The sequence below is a fragment of the Pseudomonas sp. H3_D04 genome (assembly GCF_054669175.1).
The window spans coordinates 1362050-1380488 of the sequence record NZ_CP162801.1 but is presented as its reverse complement, the minus strand read 5'-3'; the positions used below and the strand labels follow the sequence as shown (position 1 = coordinate 1380488).

Annotated in this window: 17 protein-coding genes and 1 pseudogene; 16 read left to right on the top strand and 2 right to left on the bottom strand. The window is 60.0% G+C overall.

All coding sequences use genetic code 11. From position 1 onward, the window contains the following. Window positions 1-42 precede the first annotated feature (42 nt). The 8 genes from ccoN (AB4N91_RS06570) (at window position 43) to ccoP (AB4N91_RS06535) (ending at window position 6963) form a co-directional block, all read left to right on the top strand. Window positions 43-1467 (top strand): cytochrome-c oxidase, cbb3-type subunit I, encoded by a 1425-nt coding sequence (gene ccoN, locus AB4N91_RS06570; RefSeq protein WP_010456403.1) that lies wholly within the window; start codon window positions 43-45, stop codon window positions 1465-1467. A gap of 10 nt (window positions 1468-1477) precedes the next feature. Further along, the gene (gene ccoO / locus AB4N91_RS06565) at window positions 1478-2086 is read left to right on the top strand and encodes a cytochrome-c oxidase, cbb3-type subunit II (RefSeq protein ID WP_010456405.1); all 609 of its coding nucleotides are present in this window, start codon (window positions 1478-1480) and stop codon (window positions 2084-2086) included. A gap of 21 nt (window positions 2087-2107) precedes the next feature. After that, a complete protein-coding gene (locus AB4N91_RS06560) occupies window positions 2108-2308 on the top strand; it encodes a cbb3-type cytochrome oxidase subunit 3 (protein ID WP_102594714.1) in 201 nt (66 codons plus the stop codon). Next, window positions 2305-3258 carry a cytochrome-c oxidase, cbb3-type subunit III gene (gene ccoP / locus AB4N91_RS06555; protein ID WP_102594704.1) on the top strand — a complete coding sequence of 318 codons (954 nt, stop codon included), beginning with the start codon at window positions 2305-2307 and terminating at the stop codon, window positions 3256-3258. The genes AB4N91_RS06560 and ccoP (AB4N91_RS06555) overlap by 4 nt, the downstream gene beginning before the upstream one ends. A 483-nt stretch (window positions 3259-3741) precedes the next feature. Next, on the top strand, window positions 3742-5184 hold the full coding sequence (gene ccoN, locus AB4N91_RS06550) for a cytochrome-c oxidase, cbb3-type subunit I (protein ID WP_010456410.1): 1443 nt from the start codon (window positions 3742-3744) through the stop codon (window positions 5182-5184). Continuing rightward, window positions 5184-5792, top strand: coding sequence for a cytochrome-c oxidase, cbb3-type subunit II (gene ccoO, locus AB4N91_RS06545; protein WP_010456412.1), 609 nt, complete (start codon window positions 5184-5186; stop codon window positions 5790-5792). Before ccoN (AB4N91_RS06550) ends, ccoO (AB4N91_RS06545) begins: the two co-directional genes overlap by 1 nt. A gap of 5 nt (window positions 5793-5797) precedes the next feature. Further along, window positions 5798-5983: a CcoQ/FixQ family Cbb3-type cytochrome c oxidase assembly chaperone gene (locus AB4N91_RS06540; protein WP_003175465.1), complete on the top strand. Its 186-nt coding sequence runs from the start codon at window positions 5798-5800 to the stop codon at window positions 5981-5983. Then, on the top strand, window positions 5980-6963 hold the full coding sequence (gene ccoP / locus AB4N91_RS06535) for a cytochrome-c oxidase, cbb3-type subunit III (protein WP_460112198.1): 984 nt from the start codon (window positions 5980-5982) through the stop codon (window positions 6961-6963). Before AB4N91_RS06540 ends, ccoP (AB4N91_RS06535) begins: the two co-directional genes overlap by 4 nt. Window positions 6964-7018: 55 nt before the next feature. Here the strand turns inward: ccoP (AB4N91_RS06535) and AB4N91_RS06530 are convergent, their stop codons facing one another. Further along, entirely contained in the window at window positions 7019-8020 is a 1002-nt protein-coding gene (locus tag AB4N91_RS06530; protein ID WP_010456416.1) for a metallophosphoesterase family protein, read from the bottom strand. 517 nt (window positions 8021-8537) lie between these two features. Here AB4N91_RS06530 and ccoG point away from each other — a divergent pair. The 8 genes and pseudogenes from ccoG to AB4N91_RS06490 all read left to right on the top strand — a co-directional run bounded on the left by ccoG (window position 8538) and on the right by AB4N91_RS06490 (window position 17101). Continuing rightward, window positions 8538-9953 carry a cytochrome c oxidase accessory protein CcoG gene (gene ccoG, locus AB4N91_RS06525; protein WP_010456417.1) on the top strand — a complete coding sequence of 472 codons (1416 nt, stop codon included), beginning with the start codon at window positions 8538-8540 and terminating at the stop codon, window positions 9951-9953. An 11-nt stretch (window positions 9954-9964) separates the two neighbouring features. Further along, window positions 9965-10504 carry a FixH family protein gene (locus tag AB4N91_RS06520; protein ID WP_010456420.1) on the top strand — a complete coding sequence of 180 codons (540 nt, stop codon included), beginning with the start codon at window positions 9965-9967 and terminating at the stop codon, window positions 10502-10504. 174 nt (window positions 10505-10678) lie between these two features. Further along, window positions 10679-13130, top strand: a pseudogene (locus tag AB4N91_RS06515) (heavy metal translocating P-type ATPase). Window positions 13131-13152: 22 nt separating this feature from the next. Next, window positions 13153-13371, top strand: a complete 219-nt coding sequence (ccoS, locus tag AB4N91_RS06510; RefSeq protein WP_042932684.1) for a cbb3-type cytochrome oxidase assembly protein CcoS — start codon at window positions 13153-13155, stop codon at window positions 13369-13371. Beyond that, window positions 13364-14047, top strand: coding sequence for a sulfite exporter TauE/SafE family protein (locus tag AB4N91_RS06505; RefSeq protein ID WP_460112197.1), 684 nt, complete (start codon window positions 13364-13366; stop codon window positions 14045-14047). Before ccoS ends, AB4N91_RS06505 begins: the two co-directional genes overlap by 8 nt. A gap of 179 nt (window positions 14048-14226) precedes the next feature. Continuing rightward, window positions 14227-15609: an oxygen-independent coproporphyrinogen III oxidase gene (gene hemN, locus AB4N91_RS06500; protein WP_460112645.1), complete on the top strand. Its 1383-nt coding sequence runs from the start codon at window positions 14227-14229 to the stop codon at window positions 15607-15609. Window positions 15610-15738: 129 nt separating this feature from the next. Next, window positions 15739-16473, top strand: a complete 735-nt coding sequence (fnr, locus tag AB4N91_RS06495; protein WP_010456431.1) for a fumarate/nitrate reduction transcriptional regulator Fnr — start codon at window positions 15739-15741, stop codon at window positions 16471-16473. A gap of 79 nt (window positions 16474-16552) precedes the next feature. Next, entirely contained in the window at window positions 16553-17101 is a 549-nt protein-coding gene (locus AB4N91_RS06490; protein ID WP_221106847.1) for an adenine phosphoribosyltransferase, read from the top strand. Between the two features lie 136 nt (window positions 17102-17237). On the opposite strand, the gene AB4N91_RS06485 is transcribed toward AB4N91_RS06490, so the two are convergent. Then, window positions 17238-18386 carry an acyl-CoA dehydrogenase family protein gene (locus AB4N91_RS06485; protein ID WP_460112196.1) on the bottom strand — a complete coding sequence of 383 codons (1149 nt, stop codon included), beginning with the start codon at window positions 18384-18386 and terminating at the stop codon, window positions 17238-17240. Between the last annotated feature and the right edge of the window lie 53 nt (window positions 18387-18439).

Genomic DNA, 18439 nt, shown 5'->3' with positions numbered 1-18439 from the left:
GCGCAAACGCCTTCACTTCGGCTGAACCGTGGATGGGGAACCATGAACACTTCTATCAGTACCGCCTACAACTACAAGGTGGTCCGCCAATTCGCCATTATGACGGTGGTGTGGGGCATCGTCGGCATGGGGCTCGGGGTTTTTCTCGCAGCCCAATTGGTCTGGCCTGAACTCAACTTCGATTTGCCGTGGACCAGTTTCGGCCGGTTGCGCCCTCTGCACACCAACGCGGTGATCTTCGCCTTCGGCGGTTGCGCCCTGTTCGCCAGTTCGTTCTATTCGGTGCAACGCACCTGTCAGACCCAGTTGTTCGCGCCGAAAATCGCCGCGTTCTGCTTCTGGGGCTGGCAACTGGTGATCCTGCTGGCGGCCATCAGCCTGCCGCTGGGTTACACCAGCTCCAAGGAATACGCCGAGCTGGAATGGCCGATCGACATCCTGATCACCATCGTCTGGGTCGCCTACGCCATTGTGTTCTTCGGTACGCTGGCCAAGCGCAAGACCAAGCACATCTACGTCGGCAACTGGTTCTTCGGTGCGTTCATCATCACCGTGGCGATTCTGCACATCGTCAACAACGTTGAGCTGCCGGTGAGTTTCACCAAGTCCTACTCGGTCTATGCCGGTGCTACCGATGCCATGGTCCAGTGGTGGTACGGCCACAACGCCGTGGGCTTTTTCCTCACCGCCGGTTTCCTCGGGATGATGTACTACTTCGTGCCGAAACAGGCTGAGCGCCCGGTGTACTCCTATCGCTTGTCGATCGTGCACTTCTGGGCGCTGATCACCCTGTACATCTGGGCCGGTCCGCACCACTTGCACTACACCGCGCTGCCAGACTGGGCACAGTCGCTGGGCATGGTGATGTCGCTGATCCTGCTGGCACCAAGCTGGGGCGGGATGATCAACGGGATGATGACGCTCTCGGGCGCCTGGCATAAATTGCGCAGCGACCCGATCCTGCGCTTCCTTGTCGTGTCGCTGGCGTTCTACGGCATGTCGACCTTTGAAGGGCCGATGATGGCCATCAAAACGGTCAACGCCCTCTCCCACTACACCGACTGGACCATCGGCCACGTTCACGCCGGCGCCCTCGGTTGGGTGGCGATGATTTCCATCGGCGCGCTGTACCACATGATCCCGAAAATCTTCGGTCGCCCGCAGATGTACAGCATCGGCCTGATCAATGCGCACTTCTGGCTCGCGACCATCGGCACCGTGCTCTACATCGCTTCGATGTGGGTCAACGGCATCGCCCAGGGCCTCATGTGGCGCGCAGTCAACGAAGACGGCACGCTGACCTACTCCTTCGTCGAAACCCTGGTGGCCAGCCACCCAGGCTTCGTCGTGCGACTGGTGGGCGGTGCGATCTTCCTCAGCGGGATGTTCCTGATGGCTTACAACACCTGGCGCACCGTGCGGGCCTCGCAGCCTGCCGAAGTCGCCGCTGCCGCGCAGATGGCCTGAGGAGTCCGCCATGAAACACGAAACAATCGAGAAAAACGTCGGCCTGCTGATGCTGCTGATGGTTCTGGCGGTGAGCATCGGCGGTCTGACCCAGATCGTCCCGCTGTTCTTCCAGGACGTGACCAACAAACCGGTGGAAGGCATGAAGCCCTACACCGCCCTGCAACTGGAAGGTCGCGACATTTACATCCGCGAAGGCTGTGTCGGTTGCCACTCGCAGATGATCCGGCCGTTCCGTGCCGAGACCGAACGCTACGGGCACTACTCGGTGGCAGGGGAAAGCGTGTGGGATCACCCGTTCCTCTGGGGTTCCAAGCGTACCGGTCCGGACCTGGCCCGGGTCGGCGCACGTTACTCCGATGACTGGCACCGTGCGCACTTGTACAACCCGCGCAACGTGGTGCCGGAGTCGAAAATGCCTGGCTACCCATGGCTGGTCACGCAAGCGGTCGACAGCAGCCACACCGAAACCAAGATCCGCACCATGCGCACCCTTGGCGTGCCATACAGCGATGACGACATCAGCGGCGCGGTCGCCAGCCTCAAGGGCAAGACCGAAATGGACGCACTCGTTTCTTATCTGCAAGTGCTCGGCACTGCCATCAAGAGCAAGAGGTGAGCCATGACCATGCCCTTCGAAATAGTGAGCGAGATAAGCAGTGGAATGATCCGCGGCCTGGGCACGGTCGTGGTGTTCGTGGCCTTCGTCGGCCTGACGCTATGGGTGTTCAACAGCAAGCGCAACCCGGAATTCGCCGAAGCGCGTTTGCTGCCGTTCGCCGATGAACCCCTGGCCGACGACGCCACCCAAGAACCTGAAACAAGGAGTACCCGGCCATGACCACCTTCTGGAGTACGTGGATCTGCGTACTGACTATCGGCAGCCTGATCGGCCTGACCTGGCTGCTGGTCGGCACCCGCAAGGGTGAAACCAAGGGCAGTGTCGACCAGACCATGGGCCACAGCTTCGACGGCATCGAGGAGTACGACAACCCGCTGCCGCAGTGGTGGTTCATGCTGTTCGCCGGCACGCTGGTGTTTGCCGTGGGCTACCTGATTCTTTATCCGGGCCTGGGCAACTGGAAAGGCGTCCTGCCGGGTTACGAGGACGGCTGGACCGGCGTCCACGAATGGGAAAAGGAGATGAACAAGGCAGACGCCAAGTTTGGCCCGATCTTCGCCAAATTCGCGGCCATGCCCGTTGAAGAAGTGGCGAAAGACCCGCAAGCGCTGAAAATGGGCGGTCGTCTGTTCGCGTCCAACTGCTCGGTGTGCCACGGCTCGGATGCCAAGGGCGCTTTCGGCTTCCCGAACCTGGCCGATAGCACCTGGCGCTGGGGCGGTGACGCCGAGATGATCAAGACCACGATCATGGGCGGTCGCATGGCGGCAATGCCGGCCTGGGGGGAAATCCTCGGTGAGGCCGGTGTGAAGAACGTGGCCGCGTATGTACGTCATGAACTGGCGGGCCTGCCATTGCCGGCTGGCGACACCGCCGACCTGCAAGCCGGACAGCAAGCGTTCAGCACCACGTGCGTAGCCTGTCATGGTGCAAACGGCAAGGGTACTGAAGCCATGGGCGCGCCGAACCTGACGCAACCGGCCGGGTTCATCTACGGTACAAGCCTGGCGCAACTCCAGCAGACCATCCGCCATGGCCGCCAGGGCCATATGCCGGCGCAGAACGAACTGCTCGGCAACGACAAGGTGCAACTGCTGGCCGCTTACGTTTACAGCCTGTCCCACGGTCTGAGCACCGAGCGTTTGCAAGCAGAAGGCAAACGCGAATAAATCTCGACCGCTCTACTGCCGCATTCGCCCGGATGCGGCAGTTCCCTGCCTCTTTGCGACCAAGTGTCGCACCCCTCCGTTGGTCCTCCTTTCGGTTCACCAGATTCGGGTCTAAGCTTGCTCCGATGCGGACTGGCATGAGCCGGTTCCAGGTCGACATTGCCCGATGTGTTCAACGAATCTGCTCGATGACAGGCCGCAAAGGCTGGTAGATACCGGCTGTCGTGCCAATTGCCGTCGGTCACCCGATCGTTGTGTTTGAACACACCCCGTAACAACTGACCTGCCCCCCTCACCCTTTTCGTTCGCTGCGACATTTTGTCCGAGGTCAATTTTGTCCTTACGCGGCGCATGGAAAGGCCGCAGAATCAGCTTTTGAAAGCATTGACCCAGGTCATGGCGCGTTGCAATGACCCCCCGCTTTCTACATACTTGCGGCCGATTTTTACTCCTAATAAAACACCCAAACCGTGGAACCTTAGAATGAGCACAGCAATCAGTCCGACTGCTTATAACTATAAGGTAGTCCGCCAGTTCGCCATCATGACGGTGGTCTGGGGGATCCTTGGCATGGGGCTTGGTGTCTTCATCGCCTCACAGCTTGTATGGCCGGAATTGAACTTCGGTCTGCCGTGGACGACTTTTGGACGCTTACGCCCGTTGCACACCAACCTGGTGATTTTCGCCTTCGGTGGTTGTGCTCTGTTTGCCACTTCTTATTACGTCGTGCAGCGAACCTGCCAAACGCGACTGATTTCCGACAGCCTCGCGGCCTTCACCTTCTGGGGTTGGCAAGCGGTGATCGTCGGCGCGATCATTACCTTGCCGCTGGGTTACACCACCACCAAGGAATACGCGGAACTGGAATGGCCCCTGGCTATTCTGCTGGCCATCGTCTGGGTATCCTACGGTCTGGTGTTCTTCGGCACCATCACCAAGCGCAATACCAAGCACATCTATGTGGGTAACTGGTTCTACGGTGCCTTCATCGTCGTGACGGCGATGCTGCACATCGTCAACCACGCGTCCCTGCCGGTCAGTTTCTTCAAGTCCTACTCGGCCTACGCCGGTGCGACTGACGCAATGATCCAGTGGTGGTACGGCCACAACGCGGTCGGTTTCTTCCTGACCACCGGCTTCCTGGGGATGATGTACTACTTCGTTCCGAAGCAGGCCGAGCGTCCGATCTACTCCTATCGCCTGTCGATCGTGCACTTCTGGGCGCTGATCACCCTGTACATCTGGGCCGGTCCGCACCACCTGCACTACACCGCGCTGCCGGACTGGGCTCAGTCGCTGGGCATGGCGATGTCGATCATCCTGCTGGCGCCAAGCTGGGGCGGCATGATCAACGGCATGATGACCCTCTCGGGCGCCTGGCATAAGCTGCGCACCGACCCGATCCTGCGCTTCCTGGTGGTGTCGCTGGCCTTCTACGGCATGTCGACCTTTGAAGGCCCGATGATGGCCATCAAGACCGTGAACTCGCTGTCGCACTACACCGACTGGACCATCGGCCACGTACACGCCGGTGCCTTGGGCTGGGTTGCGATGATCTCGATCGGCGCCATCTACCACATGATCCCGAAACTGTTCGGTCGCGCGCAGATGCACAGCATCGGCCTGATCAACACGCATTTCTGGCTCGCGACCATCGGTACCGTTCTGTACATCGCTTCGATGTGGGTCAACGGCATCACCCAGGGTCTGATGTGGCGTGCAATCAACGACGACGGCACCCTCACCTACTCGTTCGTCGAAGCCCTGCAAGCCAGCCATCCTGGTTTCATCGTTCGCGCCCTGGGCGGTGCGTTCTTCGCCAGCGGCATGCTGTTCATGGCCTACAACGTATGGCGTACCGTACGTGCCTCGAACCCGGCTGAAGCCAAAGCTGCTGAACAGATTGCTGTAGTTGGAGCTCACTGATGAAGCATGAAGCAGTCGAGAAGAATATTGGCCTGCTGGCCTTCTTCATGGTTATCGCCGTCAGCGTCGGCGGCCTGACCCAGATCGTTCCGCTGTTTTTCCAGGACGTCACCAACAAGCCGGTCGAAGGCATGAAGCCTCGCACCGCCCTTGAACTGGAAGGCCGCGATATTTACATCGCCAACGGTTGTGTCGGCTGCCACTCGCAGATGATCCGCCCGTTCCGTGCTGAAACCGAACGTTACGGCCACTACTCGGTTGCCGGTGAAAGCGTCTGGGACCACCCGTTCCTGTGGGGTTCCAAGCGTACCGGTCCGGACCTGGCCCGTGTCGGCGGTCGTTACTCCGATGACTGGCAGCGTGCGCATTTGTACAACCCGCGCAACGTAGTGCCCGAGTCGAAAATGCCGGCCTACCCGTTCCTCGTGGAAAACAAGCTCGACGGCAAAGACACCGCCAAGAAAATGGAAGTCTTGCGCACGCTCGGCGTCCCTTACACCGACGAAGACATCGCCGGCGCCAAGGATGCTGTGAAGGGCAAAACCGAAATGGACGCGCTGGTGGCCTATCTGCAAGGCCTGGGCACCATCATCAAAAGCAAACGGTGATTTAGATGGATATCGGGATGATTCGTGGCCTGGGCACCGTTGTTGTGATGGTGGCCTTCATCGGTCTGGCGTTGTGGGTATTCAGCCCCAAGCGCAAGTCGGAGTTTGAAGACGCGACCTTGCTGCCTTTCGCGGATGATCCCGAAGCCATCAAGCACGTCGAGCAAGCTTCTAGGAGTAACAAAGAATGACTACGTTCTGGAGTCTGTACATCACAGTCCTCAGTCTCGGCACGATCTTCGCCCTGACCTGGCTGCTGCTGTCCACCCGCAAGGGCCAGCGCAGCGAAGCCACCGAAGAAACGGTTGGCCACTCCTTCGACGGGATCGAGGAGTACGACAACCCACTGCCGAAATGGTGGTTCATGCTGTTCGTGGGCACCATCATCTTCGCCCTGGGCTATCTGGTGCTGTACCCGGGCCTGGGTAACTGGAAAGGCCTGTTGCCGGGTTACAACTACCTGGATAACGAGAAGCAGACCGCGTTCGCCAACGGCCAGACCGGCTGGACCGGCGTTCACGAGTGGGAAAAGGAAATGGCCAAGTCGGACGCCAAGTTCGGCCCGATCTTCGCCAAGTTCGCTTCGATGCCGATTGAAGAAGTCGCCAAGGACCCGCAAGCCCTGAAGATGGGTGGCCGCCTGTTCGCCTCCAACTGCTCGGTCTGCCACGGCTCCGACGCCAAGGGCGCTTATGGCTTCCCTAACCTGACCGACGCCGACTGGCGCTGGGGCGGTGAGGCAGAAACCATCAAGACCACCATCATGGGTGGCCGCCACGCGGTCATGCCGGCATGGGCTGACGTGATCGGCGAGCAAGGCGTTGCGGACGTTGCTTCGTTCGTACTGATCAACCTCGATGGCCGCAAGCTGCCGGAAGGCACCAAGGCCGATCCGGTTGCCGGTCAGAAGCTGTTCGCCGCCAACTGCGCGGTGTGCCACGGTCCGGAAGGCAAAGGTACGCCAGCCATGGGCGCGCCGAACCTGACTCACCCGGCTGCGTTCATCTACGGTTCGAGCTTCGCTCAACTGCAGCAGACCATCCGTTACGGCCGTCAGGGCCAGATGCCTGCGCAAGAACAGCTGCAAGGCAACGACAAGGTTCACCTGCTGGCCGCTTACGTCTACAGCCTTTCTCACGGTGAGAAAGCGCCGGCGGAAGACGCTCAGTAAGGCCAACGCCTGACGCAACAAACAAGGCCCCGCCAGTGATCTGGCGGGGCCTTTTTCATGGGCGACTGGCCCAGATCGATTTTACCGGTACCGTATCCAACAGCTTTCGGCTCTGCCATTGGTTGTCCGTCACCAGGTTGATCTGCAACTGCTTGCGATCCTCCGAGAAACTGGCAACCAGGTAGGTTTGCTGAGAAGTGGCACCGCTCAGGTACATCGGCACGCCATTCACTTCATAGGCATCACCACCTTGATCATGGAGATGGCCGGCGAAGATGGCAGTGACCTCATACTTCCTGATCATCTGATAAAAGCGCCACTCTTGCTCACTATTACCCATCATTTCGAGTGGCTTGTGCATGTTGATAATGATGGCGTAACCCTGAGTCCGAGCGACTCTCAAATCGTTTTCAAGCCAATCCAGGGTACTGGTGATGTCGAACGTCGTCGGGTTTAACGCATGAGCAATCCTGGTGGCATAGGTCGGCTCATTATTGAGTTGCACCATATGGACGTCCCCTATGTTCTTGGAATAGGCGAGACTGCCGGAATACAGCCGACTCAGAAAATTGCCGGTAATTTTCAAATCAAAATTATCAACCTTATTTTCATGATGCTCTTTAAACTCCACGATACTGCCGGCCGCACAGTTATTGCTGAAGCAATCATCCACGTTGTTCTCATAGTCGTGGTTACCCAGGCCATACAAGAAATCGCCATTGAAGTATTTTTTCAACATGGAGTTCATGTAAGAGCGCTGCCAGCCGTGGCCGAAAGCGGTGATGTCGCCATTGATCATCAGCGGCACGTGGGATTGCGCATGGTTCTTGCGGAAGTCGGCAATACTCGCAAACTGAGTCTCCACCAGCCATTTTGAACGTGTCTTGAAATCCGCATCGGACTCGGGTTCCCTGCGGTCGAGTTTGTCCGTCCACGGGTACTGCGTATCCGAAGCGAAGATCATATGACGTGGGGCACCTTCGATTGAATAGGCCAAAGGCGCCATAGACAGCAGGCACACGCCCAGCACAAACCGCTTAACTTTCTTAGAAATCATAGAATTCCGTTTCCATTAGTATTAGATAAAGTGTGCAACTAACAAACCGCACCCAATCAACCTATTAGAAACAGACAAAAACTTCAAACAACTCATAAAGACCAATTAAATAAATATATTTCCGCTGCACGTCGTAAAACAACAACTTACCCAACCTCAAGTTGGTTAGTTCAACGCATTGCAAGTTTCAAAACGGCGCCTGAAATGACGGCGGCCATGGCGTAAAGTGCTGCGGCAGGCTTGTGGCATGACTGAGGTCAGCAGTTCTGCTCCCGTCGGCCACGCACCGGCCAGGAATCGCCCCATCCTCTGACTCTACATCACGAAAAACCGTCCATAATCCACAAGTCAATTGATTCAAGTCACTACACCATCAATTGAATTTGCCCAACGCGACCAAAGGTCGCACCCTTGAGCCAGAGCGACAGGCGTATCATTGCGCCACTGCAACACCTCTTTTTGACCGCGGTCGGCATGTACTGACCGAGGCATTTTTCCACTGCCGTGGGATGCAATGATGAGCAATCAGATTCCGGTACACGACGTCACACCGCCTGCCAAAGACGCAAACAACAGCGTCGATCTTTACGCCTCTCGAGAAAAAATCTACACCCGTGCCTTCACCGGCCTGTTCCGCAACCTGCGGATGATGGGCGGTGCCGGGTTGTTTCTGCTGTATTTCGGTACGGTCTGGCTGAACTGGGGCGGTCATCAAGCCGTCTGGTGGAACCTGCCGGAACGCAAATTCTTCATCTTCGGCGCGACCTTCTGGCCCCAGGATTTCATCCTGCTCTCCGGGATCCTGATCGTCAGCGCCTTCGGCCTGTTCTTCATTACCGTGTACGCCGGTCGGGTGTGGTGCGGTTATACCTGCCCGCAAAGCGTCTGGACGTGGATTTTCATGTGGTGCGAAAAGGTCACCGAAGGCGACCGCAACCAGCGCATCAAGCTCGACAAGGCGCCGATGAGCGCCAACAAATTCCTGCGCAAACTCAGCAAGCACTCGATGTGGTTGTTGATCGGCTTCGTCACCGGCATGACCTTCGTCGGGTACTTCTCGCCCATTCGCGAACTGACCATCGACTTCTTCACCGGCGAAGCGGATGGCTGGTCGTATTTCTGGGTCGGTTTCTTCACCCTCGCCACCTACGGCAACGCCGGCTGGTTGCGTGAGCAAGTGTGCATTTACATGTGCCCGTATGCGCGCTTCCAGAGCGTGATGTTCGACAAGGACACGCTGATCGTGTCCTACGATCCTCGCCGTGGTGAAAGCCGCGGCCCGCGCAAGAAAGGCGTCGACTACAAGGCTATGGGCCTGGGCGATTGCATCGATTGCACCATGTGCGTCCAGGTCTGCCCGACCGGCATCGACATTCGCGACGGTCTGCAGATCGAATGCATCGGCTGCGCGGCGTGCATCGATGCCTGCGACAGCATCATGGACAAGATGGACTACCCGCGCGGGTTGATCAGCTACACCACCGAGCACAACCTGTCCGGGCAAAAAACCCATAAACTGCGCCCGCGGCTGATTGGCTATGCCCTGGTGTTGCTGGCCATGATGGGCTTGCTGGCGGGCGCGTTCTTCATGCGTTCACTGGTCGGTTTCGACGTCAGCAAGGACCGCGTGCTGTATCGCGAGAACGCCGAAGGCCGGATCGAGAACGTCTACAGCCTGAAGATCATGAACAAAGACCAGCGCGACCATACCTACGTACTGGAAGCCTCCGGTCTGCCGGACCTCAAGCTGCAAGGCAAGCGCGAGATCAAAGTCGCCGCCGGGGAGATTTTCAGCCAGCCAGTGGAACTGTCCATGGCACCGGAAAAACTGCCGTCGAGCACCAACGAGGTGAAATTCATCCTCAAGGATGCCGACGACGACAGCATCCACGTTGAAGCCAAGAGCCGATTCATCGGCCCACAAATTCGTTGAGAGAAGTAATCATGCCCGCAGCAAACGCCGCAAGCCCTTGGTACAAGCATCTTTGGCCATGGATCATCATCGCCATCCTGGCTTGTTCCGTGACGTTGACCCTGTCCATGGTGACCATCGCGGTGAACAACCCGGACAACCTGGTCAACGACAACTACTACGAGGCCGGCAAAGGCATCAACCGCTCCCTTGATCGTGAGCTGCTGGCCCAGACCCTGCTGCTGCGGGCCAGCGTTCACCTGGATGACGTAACCGGCGAAGTCGACCTGCGCCTGAGCGGCAACAGCCAACCTGAAACCCTTGAGCTGAACCTGATCTCGCCGACCCAGCCGGAAAAGGATCGCAAGATCACCTTGGCCCGCAGTGAAACAGAGCAGGGTCGCTACATCGGTCAATTGAGCGACAAGATTGAAGGCCGTCGTTTTGTCGAATTGCTGGGCACTCAGGACGACCACATCTGGCGCATGTTCGAAGAAGAGCTGGTCAGCCATGATAAGGACCTGCTGCTCGGGGATGAGCCGCTGCAAGGCGCGGAAGACCTGAAGAAGTAAGTTCCAGTGAACACGGTCAACTGTGGCGAGGGAGCTTGCTCCCGCTGGGTGCGAAGCGCCCCCTGAAACCAGCAAACCGATTCTTTCAGTCATAGCGCGTTCGCAGGTTTACGACTGCTGCGCAGCCGAGCGGGAGCAAGCTCCCTCGCCACAATGGTTTCCATGGCAGCACAGATGACCACGCCAACCCCCTGCTACCACTGCGCCCTGCCCGTCCCGGCCGGCAGCCGCTTCACCGCTGCGGTCCTCGGTGAAACCCGCGAGTTCTGCTGCCCGGGGTGCCAGGCCGTGGCTGAGGCGATCGTGGCCGGCGGACTGGAAAGCTATTACCAGCACCGCAGCGAGTCATCGGCCAACCCCGAAGCCTTGCCGGTGCAGTTGGTGGATGAGTTGGCGCTCTACGACCGCGCCGATGTGCAGAAGCCTTTCGTGCGCCACGACGGCGAACTCGCCGAAACCACCCTGTTGATGGAAGGCATCAGCTGCGCCGCCTGCGGCTGGCTGATCGAAAAACACCTGCGCGCCTTGCCGGCGGTGGCAGAGGCGCGACTGAACCTGTCCAACCATCGTCTTCACGTGCGCTGGGCCGACGCGCAATTGCCATTGAGTCAGGTGCTCAGCGAACTGCGCCACATCGGCTACGCCGCGCACCCGTACCAAGCCGACCGCGCCAGCGAACAACTGGCCAGCGAAAACCGCCTGGCCTTGCGCCAACTGGGCGTCGCCGGGTTGCTGTGGTTCCAGGCGATGATGGCGACCATGGCCACTTGGCCGGAATTCAACATCGATTTGAGTCCCGAGCTGCACACCATCCTGCGCTGGGTCGCACTGTTCCTCACCACGCCGATCGTGTTCTACAGCTGTGCGCCGTTCTTCAAAGGGGCGATGCGCGATTTGCGCACCCGACATCTGACCATGGACGTGTCGGTGTCGCTCGCCATCGGCAGTGCCTACATCGCCGGAATCTGGACCTCGATCACCGGCGTCGGCGAGTTGTATTTCGACGCGGTGGGAATGTTCGCGCTGTTCCTGCTGGCCGGTCGATACCTGGAACGCCGCGCCCGGGAGCGCACCGCCGCCGCCACTGCACAGCTCGTCAACCTGTTGCCGGCCTCGTGCCTGCGCCTGGATGCCGACGGCCAGAGCGAACGAATCCTGCTCAGCGAACTGCGTGTCGGCGATCAGGTGCTGGTGCATCCGGGCGCCATTCTGCCGGCCGACGGCAAGATCCTCGATGGCCAGTCAAGCATCGACGAATCGCTGCTGACCGGCGAATACCTGCCACAACCGCGCACCCAGGGCGACGCGGTCACCGCCGGCACCCTGAACGTCGAAGGCGCGTTGACCGTGCAAGTGCTGGCGCTGGGTCAGGACACGCGGCTGTCGGCCATCGTCCGCCTGCTGGACCGCGCCCAGGCCGAAAAGCCGCGACTGGCGGAAATCGCTGACCGCGCTGCGCAATGGTTCCTGTTGCTGTCATTGATCGCAGCAGCGGCAATCGGCCTGTTGTGGTGGGAGCTGGATTCGTCGCGAGCCTTCTGGATTGTCTTGGCGATGCTGGTTGCGACGTGCCCGTGCGCCTTGTCGCTGGCCACGCCGACCGCCCTCACGGCCGCCACCGGCACGTTGCACAAACTCGGTTTACTGCTGACCCGTGGCCATGTGCTGGAAGGCCTGAATCAGATCGACACGGTGATTTTCGACAAGACCGGCACGTTGACCGAGGGGGCGATTGGCCTTGCGTTCGATCCGCCCGCTCGGCGCGCTCGACAGCGATCAATGCCTGAGTCTCGCCGCCGCCCTGGAAAACCGCTCCGAACACCCGATTGCCCGGGCATTTGGCCGAGCGCCGCTGGCGGCCGAAGAAGTCCTCAGCACGCCGGGGCTTGGCCTCGAGGGCCTGGTCGGCACGCAACGCCTGCGCATCGGCCAGCCGGGTTTTGTCTGCGAACTCAGTGGCGCGGCGACACCGGTCATGCCCGATGAAGCCGGGCAATGGCTGCTGCTCGGCGACAGCCAAGGGCCACTGGCGTGGTTTGTCCTCGATGACCGTTTGCGTGCCGATGCCCCGGCACTATTGGAAGCCTGCAAGGCCCGTGGCTGGCGCACCTTGCTGCTGTCGGGCGATACCTCACCGATGGTCGCCAGCGTGGCCGCCGAATTGGGCATCGACGAAGCCCGGGGCGGTTTGCGTCCGGATGACAAATTGCAGGTCCTGCAACAGTTGCACAAGGAAGGCCGCAAGGTGTTGATGCTCGGTGACGGCGTCAATGACGTGCCAGTGCTGGCCGCAGCCGACATCAGCGTGGCGATGGGTTCAGCCACCGACCTGGCGAAAACCAGCGCCGATGCGGTGTTGCTGTCCAACCGCCTCGATGCGCTGGTGCAGGCCTTCAGCCTGGCGCGGCGCACCCGTCGGGTAATCATCGAGAACCTGCTGTGGGCCGGGCTGTACAATGGCCTCATGTTGCCGTTCGCCGCCCTCGGCTGGATCACGCCGGTATGGGCCGCGGTCGGCATGTCCATCAGTTCGTTGACCGTGGTGCTGAACGCCCTGCGCCTGACTCGCCTGCCGAGCGCGCCTGGCGTCCGGCCCACGCCAGAAACCCGCCCGCTGCCGGCCTGAGCCGCGCGGGCATGGAGTCCAGATGCCAGCTCTCTACGTGATGATCCCGGCCGCGCTGCTGATCGTGGCCATCGCTATCTATATCTTCTTCTGGGCGGTCGACAGCGGTCAGTACGACGACCTCGACGGCCCGGCCCACAGCATTCTGTTCGACGACCAGGACCCGAACCACCAAGCCGCAGTCGACGAAGCCAGCGGCCATCCGGCCAAACCGGACGACAAGGCGCCTCCGCATGCTTGAGTTGGCGCCACTGCTGGTGTCTGCGGTGATTCTCGGCCTGCTCGGCGGTGGGCATTGCCTGGGCATGTGCGGCGGCTTGATGGGCGCGCTCACCCTGGCGATTCCCAAGGAACAGCGCAGCCGCCGTTTTCGCCTGCTGCTGGCGTACAACCTGGGGCGAATTCTCAGCTATGCAACGGCCGGTCTTTTGATCGGCCTGGCGGGTTGGGCAGTGGCCAACAGCCCGGCCGCCATGTTCATGCGCGTGATCGCCGGATTGTTGCTGATCGCCATGGGCCTGTACCTCGCCGGCTGGTGGAGCGGCCTGACCCGTATTGAGAGCCTTGGCCGCGGCCTGTGGCGGCATATCCAGCCGGTTGCCAACAAACTGCTGCCGGTGTCGAGCCTGCCCCGCGCCTTATTGCTGGGCGCGCTGTGGGGCTGGTTGCCGTGCGGGTTGGTTTACAGCACGTTGCTGTGGACGGCGAGCCAGGGCAATGCGCTGGACAGTGCGCTGCTGATGCTCGCGTTCGGGCTCGGCACCTGGCCGGTGCTGCTGGCCACGGGGTTGGCGGCTGAGCGGGTCACGGCGTTGTTGCGCAAGCGCAGTGTGCGCATGACCGGTGGGTTGCTGGTGATCCTGTTTGGCATCTGGACTTTGCCGGGGCCGCATCAGCATTGGCTCATGGGGCATTAGATCGGTGGTGCGGCCTTCGCGGGCAAGCCTCGCTCCTACATTGAAATGCATTCCCCTGCTAGCGAAGAGGCCCTGACTGGCCACACATATCCTGACCGTTGATGCAAATCAAGATGCCCCGGCGTCGCCCCCCATAGACTTGCGAACACTGCCAGCCTATCCGGGGGAATGCCCGCATGATGCTCGACGCCATTCGTTGGGATACCGATCTGATCCGCCGTTACGACCTGGCGGGGCCGCGCTACACCTCTTACCCCACTGCCGTGCAATTCGACGGGCAGGTCGGCACGTTTGACCTGTTCCACGCCCTGCGCGACAGCCGTAAGGCCCAGCGCCCATTGTCGCTGTACGTGCACGTGCCGTTCTGCGCGAACATTTGTTACTACTGCGCGTGCAACAAAGTCATCACCAAGGACCGAGGCCGCGCCCTGCCCTATTTGCAGCGTCTTGAGCAGGAAATCCAGCTGATCGCCTGCCACCTCGACCCGGCGCAAAAAGTCGAACAACTGCACTTTGGCGGCGGCACCCCGACCTTTCTCAGCCACGACGAACTGCGCCAGTTGATGGCTCAGTTGCGCAAGCACTTCAACCTGCTGGACGACGATTCCGGCGACTACGGCATCGAGATCGACCCTCGCGAAGCCGACTGGTCGACCATGGGACTGCTGCGTGAACTGGGTTTCAACCGGGTCAGCATTGGCTTGCAAGACCTCGACCCGGCGGTGCAACGGGCGGTCAATCGCCTGCAAAGCCTGGAAGAAACCCGCGCCGTGATCGACGCCGCCCGGACCCTGCAATTCCGCTCGATCAACATCGACCTGATCTACGGCTTGCCGAAGCAGACCCCGGAAAACTTCGCGCGCACGGTTGACGAAGTCATTGCGCTGCAACCGGATCGGCTTTCGGTGTTCAACTACGCGCACCTGCCGGAACGCTTCATGCCGCAGCGGCGAATCAACAGCAACGAGTTGCCGACACCGGCGCAGAAGCTGGAAATGCTGCAGCGCACCATCGAACAACTGACCGCTGCCGGCTACCACTACATCGGCATGGACCACTTCGCCTTGCCCGACGATGAGCTGGCGATTGCCCAGGAAGAATCGACCCTGCAGCGTAACTTTCAGGGCTACACCACTCACGGTCATTGCGACCTGATCGGGCTGGGGGTCTCGGCCATCAGTCAGATCGGCGACCTCTACTGCCAGAACAACAGCGATTTGAACCAGTACCAGAACACCTTGGCCACCGCGCAACTGGCAACCAGCCGAGGCCTGATATGCAATGCTGATGACCGCGTGCGACGGGCGGTAATTCAGCAGTTGATCTGCACGTTCAATCTGGAGTTCGCGCAGATCGAACAGGCCTTCAACATCGATTTTCGCGGTTACTTCGGTGACCTGTGGCCTCAGCTACAGACCATGGCCGAGGACGGCTTGATCAGCCTCGACAATGAGCGGATCAGCGTACTGCCCGCCGGTCGCTTGCTGGTGCGCTCGGTGTGCATGGTGTTCGATGCCTACTTGCAACAGCACAATCACCAGCGATTTTCGCGAGTGATTTAGTCATCCGTTCACTTGTCGGTTAACAAAATGCTGGCTTTATGACCCTGCGGCAAAATCGCCGCGTGCCTGAATGTCCTCCCGTGAGTTACCCTTACGGCTTATGTGTGTTTTCCCACAAGGATTGAAGAAATGTCCGAGCCAGTAAAACTGCGCGCTAACGGCCAGGCCCATTGCAAGGATTGCAGCCTGGCCCCCCTCTGCTTGCCACTTTCTCTGAATCTGGAAGACATGGAAGCGTTGGACGAGATCGTCAAACGGGGTCGCCCGTTGAAAAAAGGCGAGTTCCTGTTCCGCCAAGGCGATACTTTCGATTCCGTTTATGCAGTGCGCTCCGGCGCCCTCAAGACCTTCAGCCTCAGCGATGGCGGTGAAGAACAGCTCACCGGCTTCCACTTGCCGAGCGAACTGGTTGGCCTGTCGGGCATGGACACTGAGAAGCACCCGGTTTCGGCGCAAGCCCTGGAAACCACGTCGGTGTGTGAAATCCCCTTCGAACGCCTCGACGAACTGGCCCTGCAACTGCCACAACTGCGCCGTCAGTTGATGCGGGTGATGAGCCGCGAGATTCGCGACGATCAGCAAATGATGTTACTGCTGTCGAAAAAAACCGCCGACGAGCGCATCGCCACGTTCCTGGTCAACCTCTCGGCACGTTTCCGCGCCCGGGGCTTCTCGGCCAACCAGTTCCGCCTGAGCATGTCGCGTAACGAAATCGGCAATTACCTGGGCCTGGCGGTGGAAACCGTGTCCCGGGTGTTCACACGCTTCCAGCAAAACGAACTGATCGCCGCCGAGGGCAAGGAAATCCACATCCTCGACCCGATCCAGCTCTGCGCCCTGGCCGGTGGCTCGCTCGAAGGCTGACGGAGATAATTGCGGCTGAGCGAAACGGTTCAGCCGCCGTTATACTGCGACGTTTGCAGCCTGCCAGGACACCTCGACGATGCTCATCGAATCCTTCGACATCAAATCCCTGATCCGCCCCGTGATCGACTTCCCCAAGCCGGGCGTGATCTTTCGTGACATCACCCCGTTGTTCCAGTCGCCTACGGCCCTGCGCCTGGTGATGGACAGCTTTGCCCACCGTTATGTCGAGGCGGACTTCACGCACATCGGTGCGATGGATGCGCGCGGCTTCCTGATCGGCTCGGTCCTGGCCTATCAGCTGAACAAGCCGTTGGTGCTGTTCCGCAAGCAAGGCAAACTGCCGGCCGACGTGTTGGCCGAAGGTTATGCGACCGAATACGGCGAAGCCTTTCTCGAAGTGCACGCCGACAGCTTGTGCGAAGGTGACTCGGTGGTGATGTTTGATGATTTGATCGCCACCGGCGGTACGCTGATTGCGGCGGCGAACCTGATTCGGCGCATGGGCGCGCGGATTCATGAAGCGGCGGCAATCATTGACCTGCCGGAGCTGGGTGGGTCGCAGCGGCTGGAAGAGCAGGGAATTACGACGTTTTGCCTGACGCAGTTTGCGTTGAGCGAGAAGTAAGGCGGCGCCTTCACTGACGCCTTCGCGGGCAAGCCTCGCTCCTACAAGATCAGAGTCGTGTCAGAAACTCGGCTTCGACCGAAAACCGTAAGAGCGAGGCTTGCCCGCGAAGGCGCAAGCCGACACACCGCAAAATTCAAAGCCCCATCTGCTTGCTGATGATCTCGTTCATCACTTCCCGCGTCCCGCCGCCGATCGACAGAATCCGGTTATCCCGATACAGCCGCTCCACCAGGCTCTCGCGCATATACCCCAAACCGCCCAAAATCTGCACCGCATCCGTGGTAATCCGGTCTGCCGTGTCGGTCGCGAAGTTCTTGGCCATGGAAATCTCCTTGATTACGCTCTGCCCCGCCGCCATCTTCGCCGCCTGACGGTAAGTGAACTCGCGCGACACCTCCAACGCCGTGGCCATTTCCGCAAGGCGATGCTTGAGTACCTGGAACTTGCCGATGGGTTTGCCAAAGGCCTCGCGCTGACGCGCCCATTTCAGGCTTTCCTCCAGCGCCAGCTGCGCCGTCATGTTGGCCATCAGCGCCAAGGCCAGGCGTTCGCTCTGGAAGTTGCCCATGATGCAGGCGAAGCCCATGTTCTCGGCGCCAATCAGATTTCCCACAGGCACCCGGCAATCATCGAAGAACAATTCGGCCGTGTCCGACGCCCACCAGCCCATCTTCTTCAACTGCCGGCCGACGGTGAAACCGGGTGTACCTTTTTCGATCAGCAGCAGACTGATGCCACCAAAACCCGGCTCACCGGTGCGCACCGCCACGGTGTAGAAATCCGCGCGCACACCACTGGTGATAAAGGTTTTGCTGCCGCTGACCCGGTAAAAGTCGCCGTCACGCACAGCGCGGGTTTGCAGGTTGGCCACATCGGAGCCGCCGCTGGGCTCGGTGACCGCCAGCGCGCTGATCTTCTCGCCAGCCAGCACTTGCGGCACCACACGATCACGAATTTCGGGGCGGGCCCACTTGAGAATCGGCGGCAGTCCGATGTCCAGCGAACCGAGGCCGGCCACCAGACCGCCGGAGCCACAACGCATCAACTCTTCGCTGGCGGCGACCTTGGCAAACAGATCGCCTTCGTGACTGCCGCCCAGGGAGTCGGGATAGCCGATCCCGAGGATGCCCGCCGCACCGGCCTTGAGATAGAGTTCGCGGGGAAAGCTCTCCGCTTCTTCCCACTGATCAATGTCGGGAAGGATCTCGCGCTCGACGAAACGTCTGACGCTGTCGCGGACCAATTGGTGGCTGGGATCGAAGTATTCCTGAAAGGTAGGCATCGGCGAACTCCACTGAAGGTTCAGCGAAGTTAACCGAGCGCTTGCTTGGTTTT

Bases quoted from the DNA above. Each gene is read 5' to 3' on its own strand.
- AB4N91_RS06540 (WP_003175465.1), top strand. From the start codon at position 5,798: ATGGATATCGGGATGATTCGTGGCCTGGGCACCGTTGTTGTGATGGTG.
- hemN (WP_460112645.1), top strand. From the start codon at position 14,227: ATGCTCGACGCCATTCGTTGGGATACCGATCTGATCCGCCGTTACGAC.
- ccoN (WP_010456410.1), top strand. From the start codon at position 3,742: ATGAGCACAGCAATCAGTCCGACTGCTTATAACTATAAGGTAGTCCGC.
- ccoO (WP_010456412.1), top strand. From the start codon at position 5,184: ATGAAGCATGAAGCAGTCGAGAAGAATATTGGCCTGCTGGCCTTCTTC.
- ccoG (WP_010456417.1), top strand. From the start codon at position 8,538: ATGAGCAATCAGATTCCGGTACACGACGTCACACCGCCTGCCAAAGAC.
- AB4N91_RS06520 (WP_010456420.1), top strand. From the start codon at position 9,965: ATGCCCGCAGCAAACGCCGCAAGCCCTTGGTACAAGCATCTTTGGCCA.
- AB4N91_RS06485 (WP_460112196.1), bottom strand. From the start codon at position 18,386: ATGCCTACCTTTCAGGAATACTTCGATCCCAGCCACCAATTGGTCCGC.
- ccoN (WP_010456403.1), top strand. From the start codon at position 43: ATGAACACTTCTATCAGTACCGCCTACAACTACAAGGTGGTCCGCCAA.
- AB4N91_RS06490 (WP_221106847.1), top strand. From the start codon at position 16,553: ATGCTCATCGAATCCTTCGACATCAAATCCCTGATCCGCCCCGTGATC.
- ccoP (WP_102594704.1), top strand. From the start codon at position 2,305: ATGACCACCTTCTGGAGTACGTGGATCTGCGTACTGACTATCGGCAGC.
- AB4N91_RS06505 (WP_460112197.1), top strand. From the start codon at position 13,364: ATGCTTGAGTTGGCGCCACTGCTGGTGTCTGCGGTGATTCTCGGCCTG.
- ccoO (WP_010456405.1), top strand. From the start codon at position 1,478: ATGAAACACGAAACAATCGAGAAAAACGTCGGCCTGCTGATGCTGCTG.
- fnr (WP_010456431.1), top strand. From the start codon at position 15,739: ATGTCCGAGCCAGTAAAACTGCGCGCTAACGGCCAGGCCCATTGCAAG.
- ccoP (WP_460112198.1), top strand. From the start codon at position 5,980: ATGACTACGTTCTGGAGTCTGTACATCACAGTCCTCAGTCTCGGCACG.
- AB4N91_RS06530 (WP_010456416.1), bottom strand. From the start codon at position 8,020: ATGATTTCTAAGAAAGTTAAGCGGTTTGTGCTGGGCGTGTGCCTGCTG.
- ccoS (WP_042932684.1), top strand. From the start codon at position 13,153: ATGCCAGCTCTCTACGTGATGATCCCGGCCGCGCTGCTGATCGTGGCC.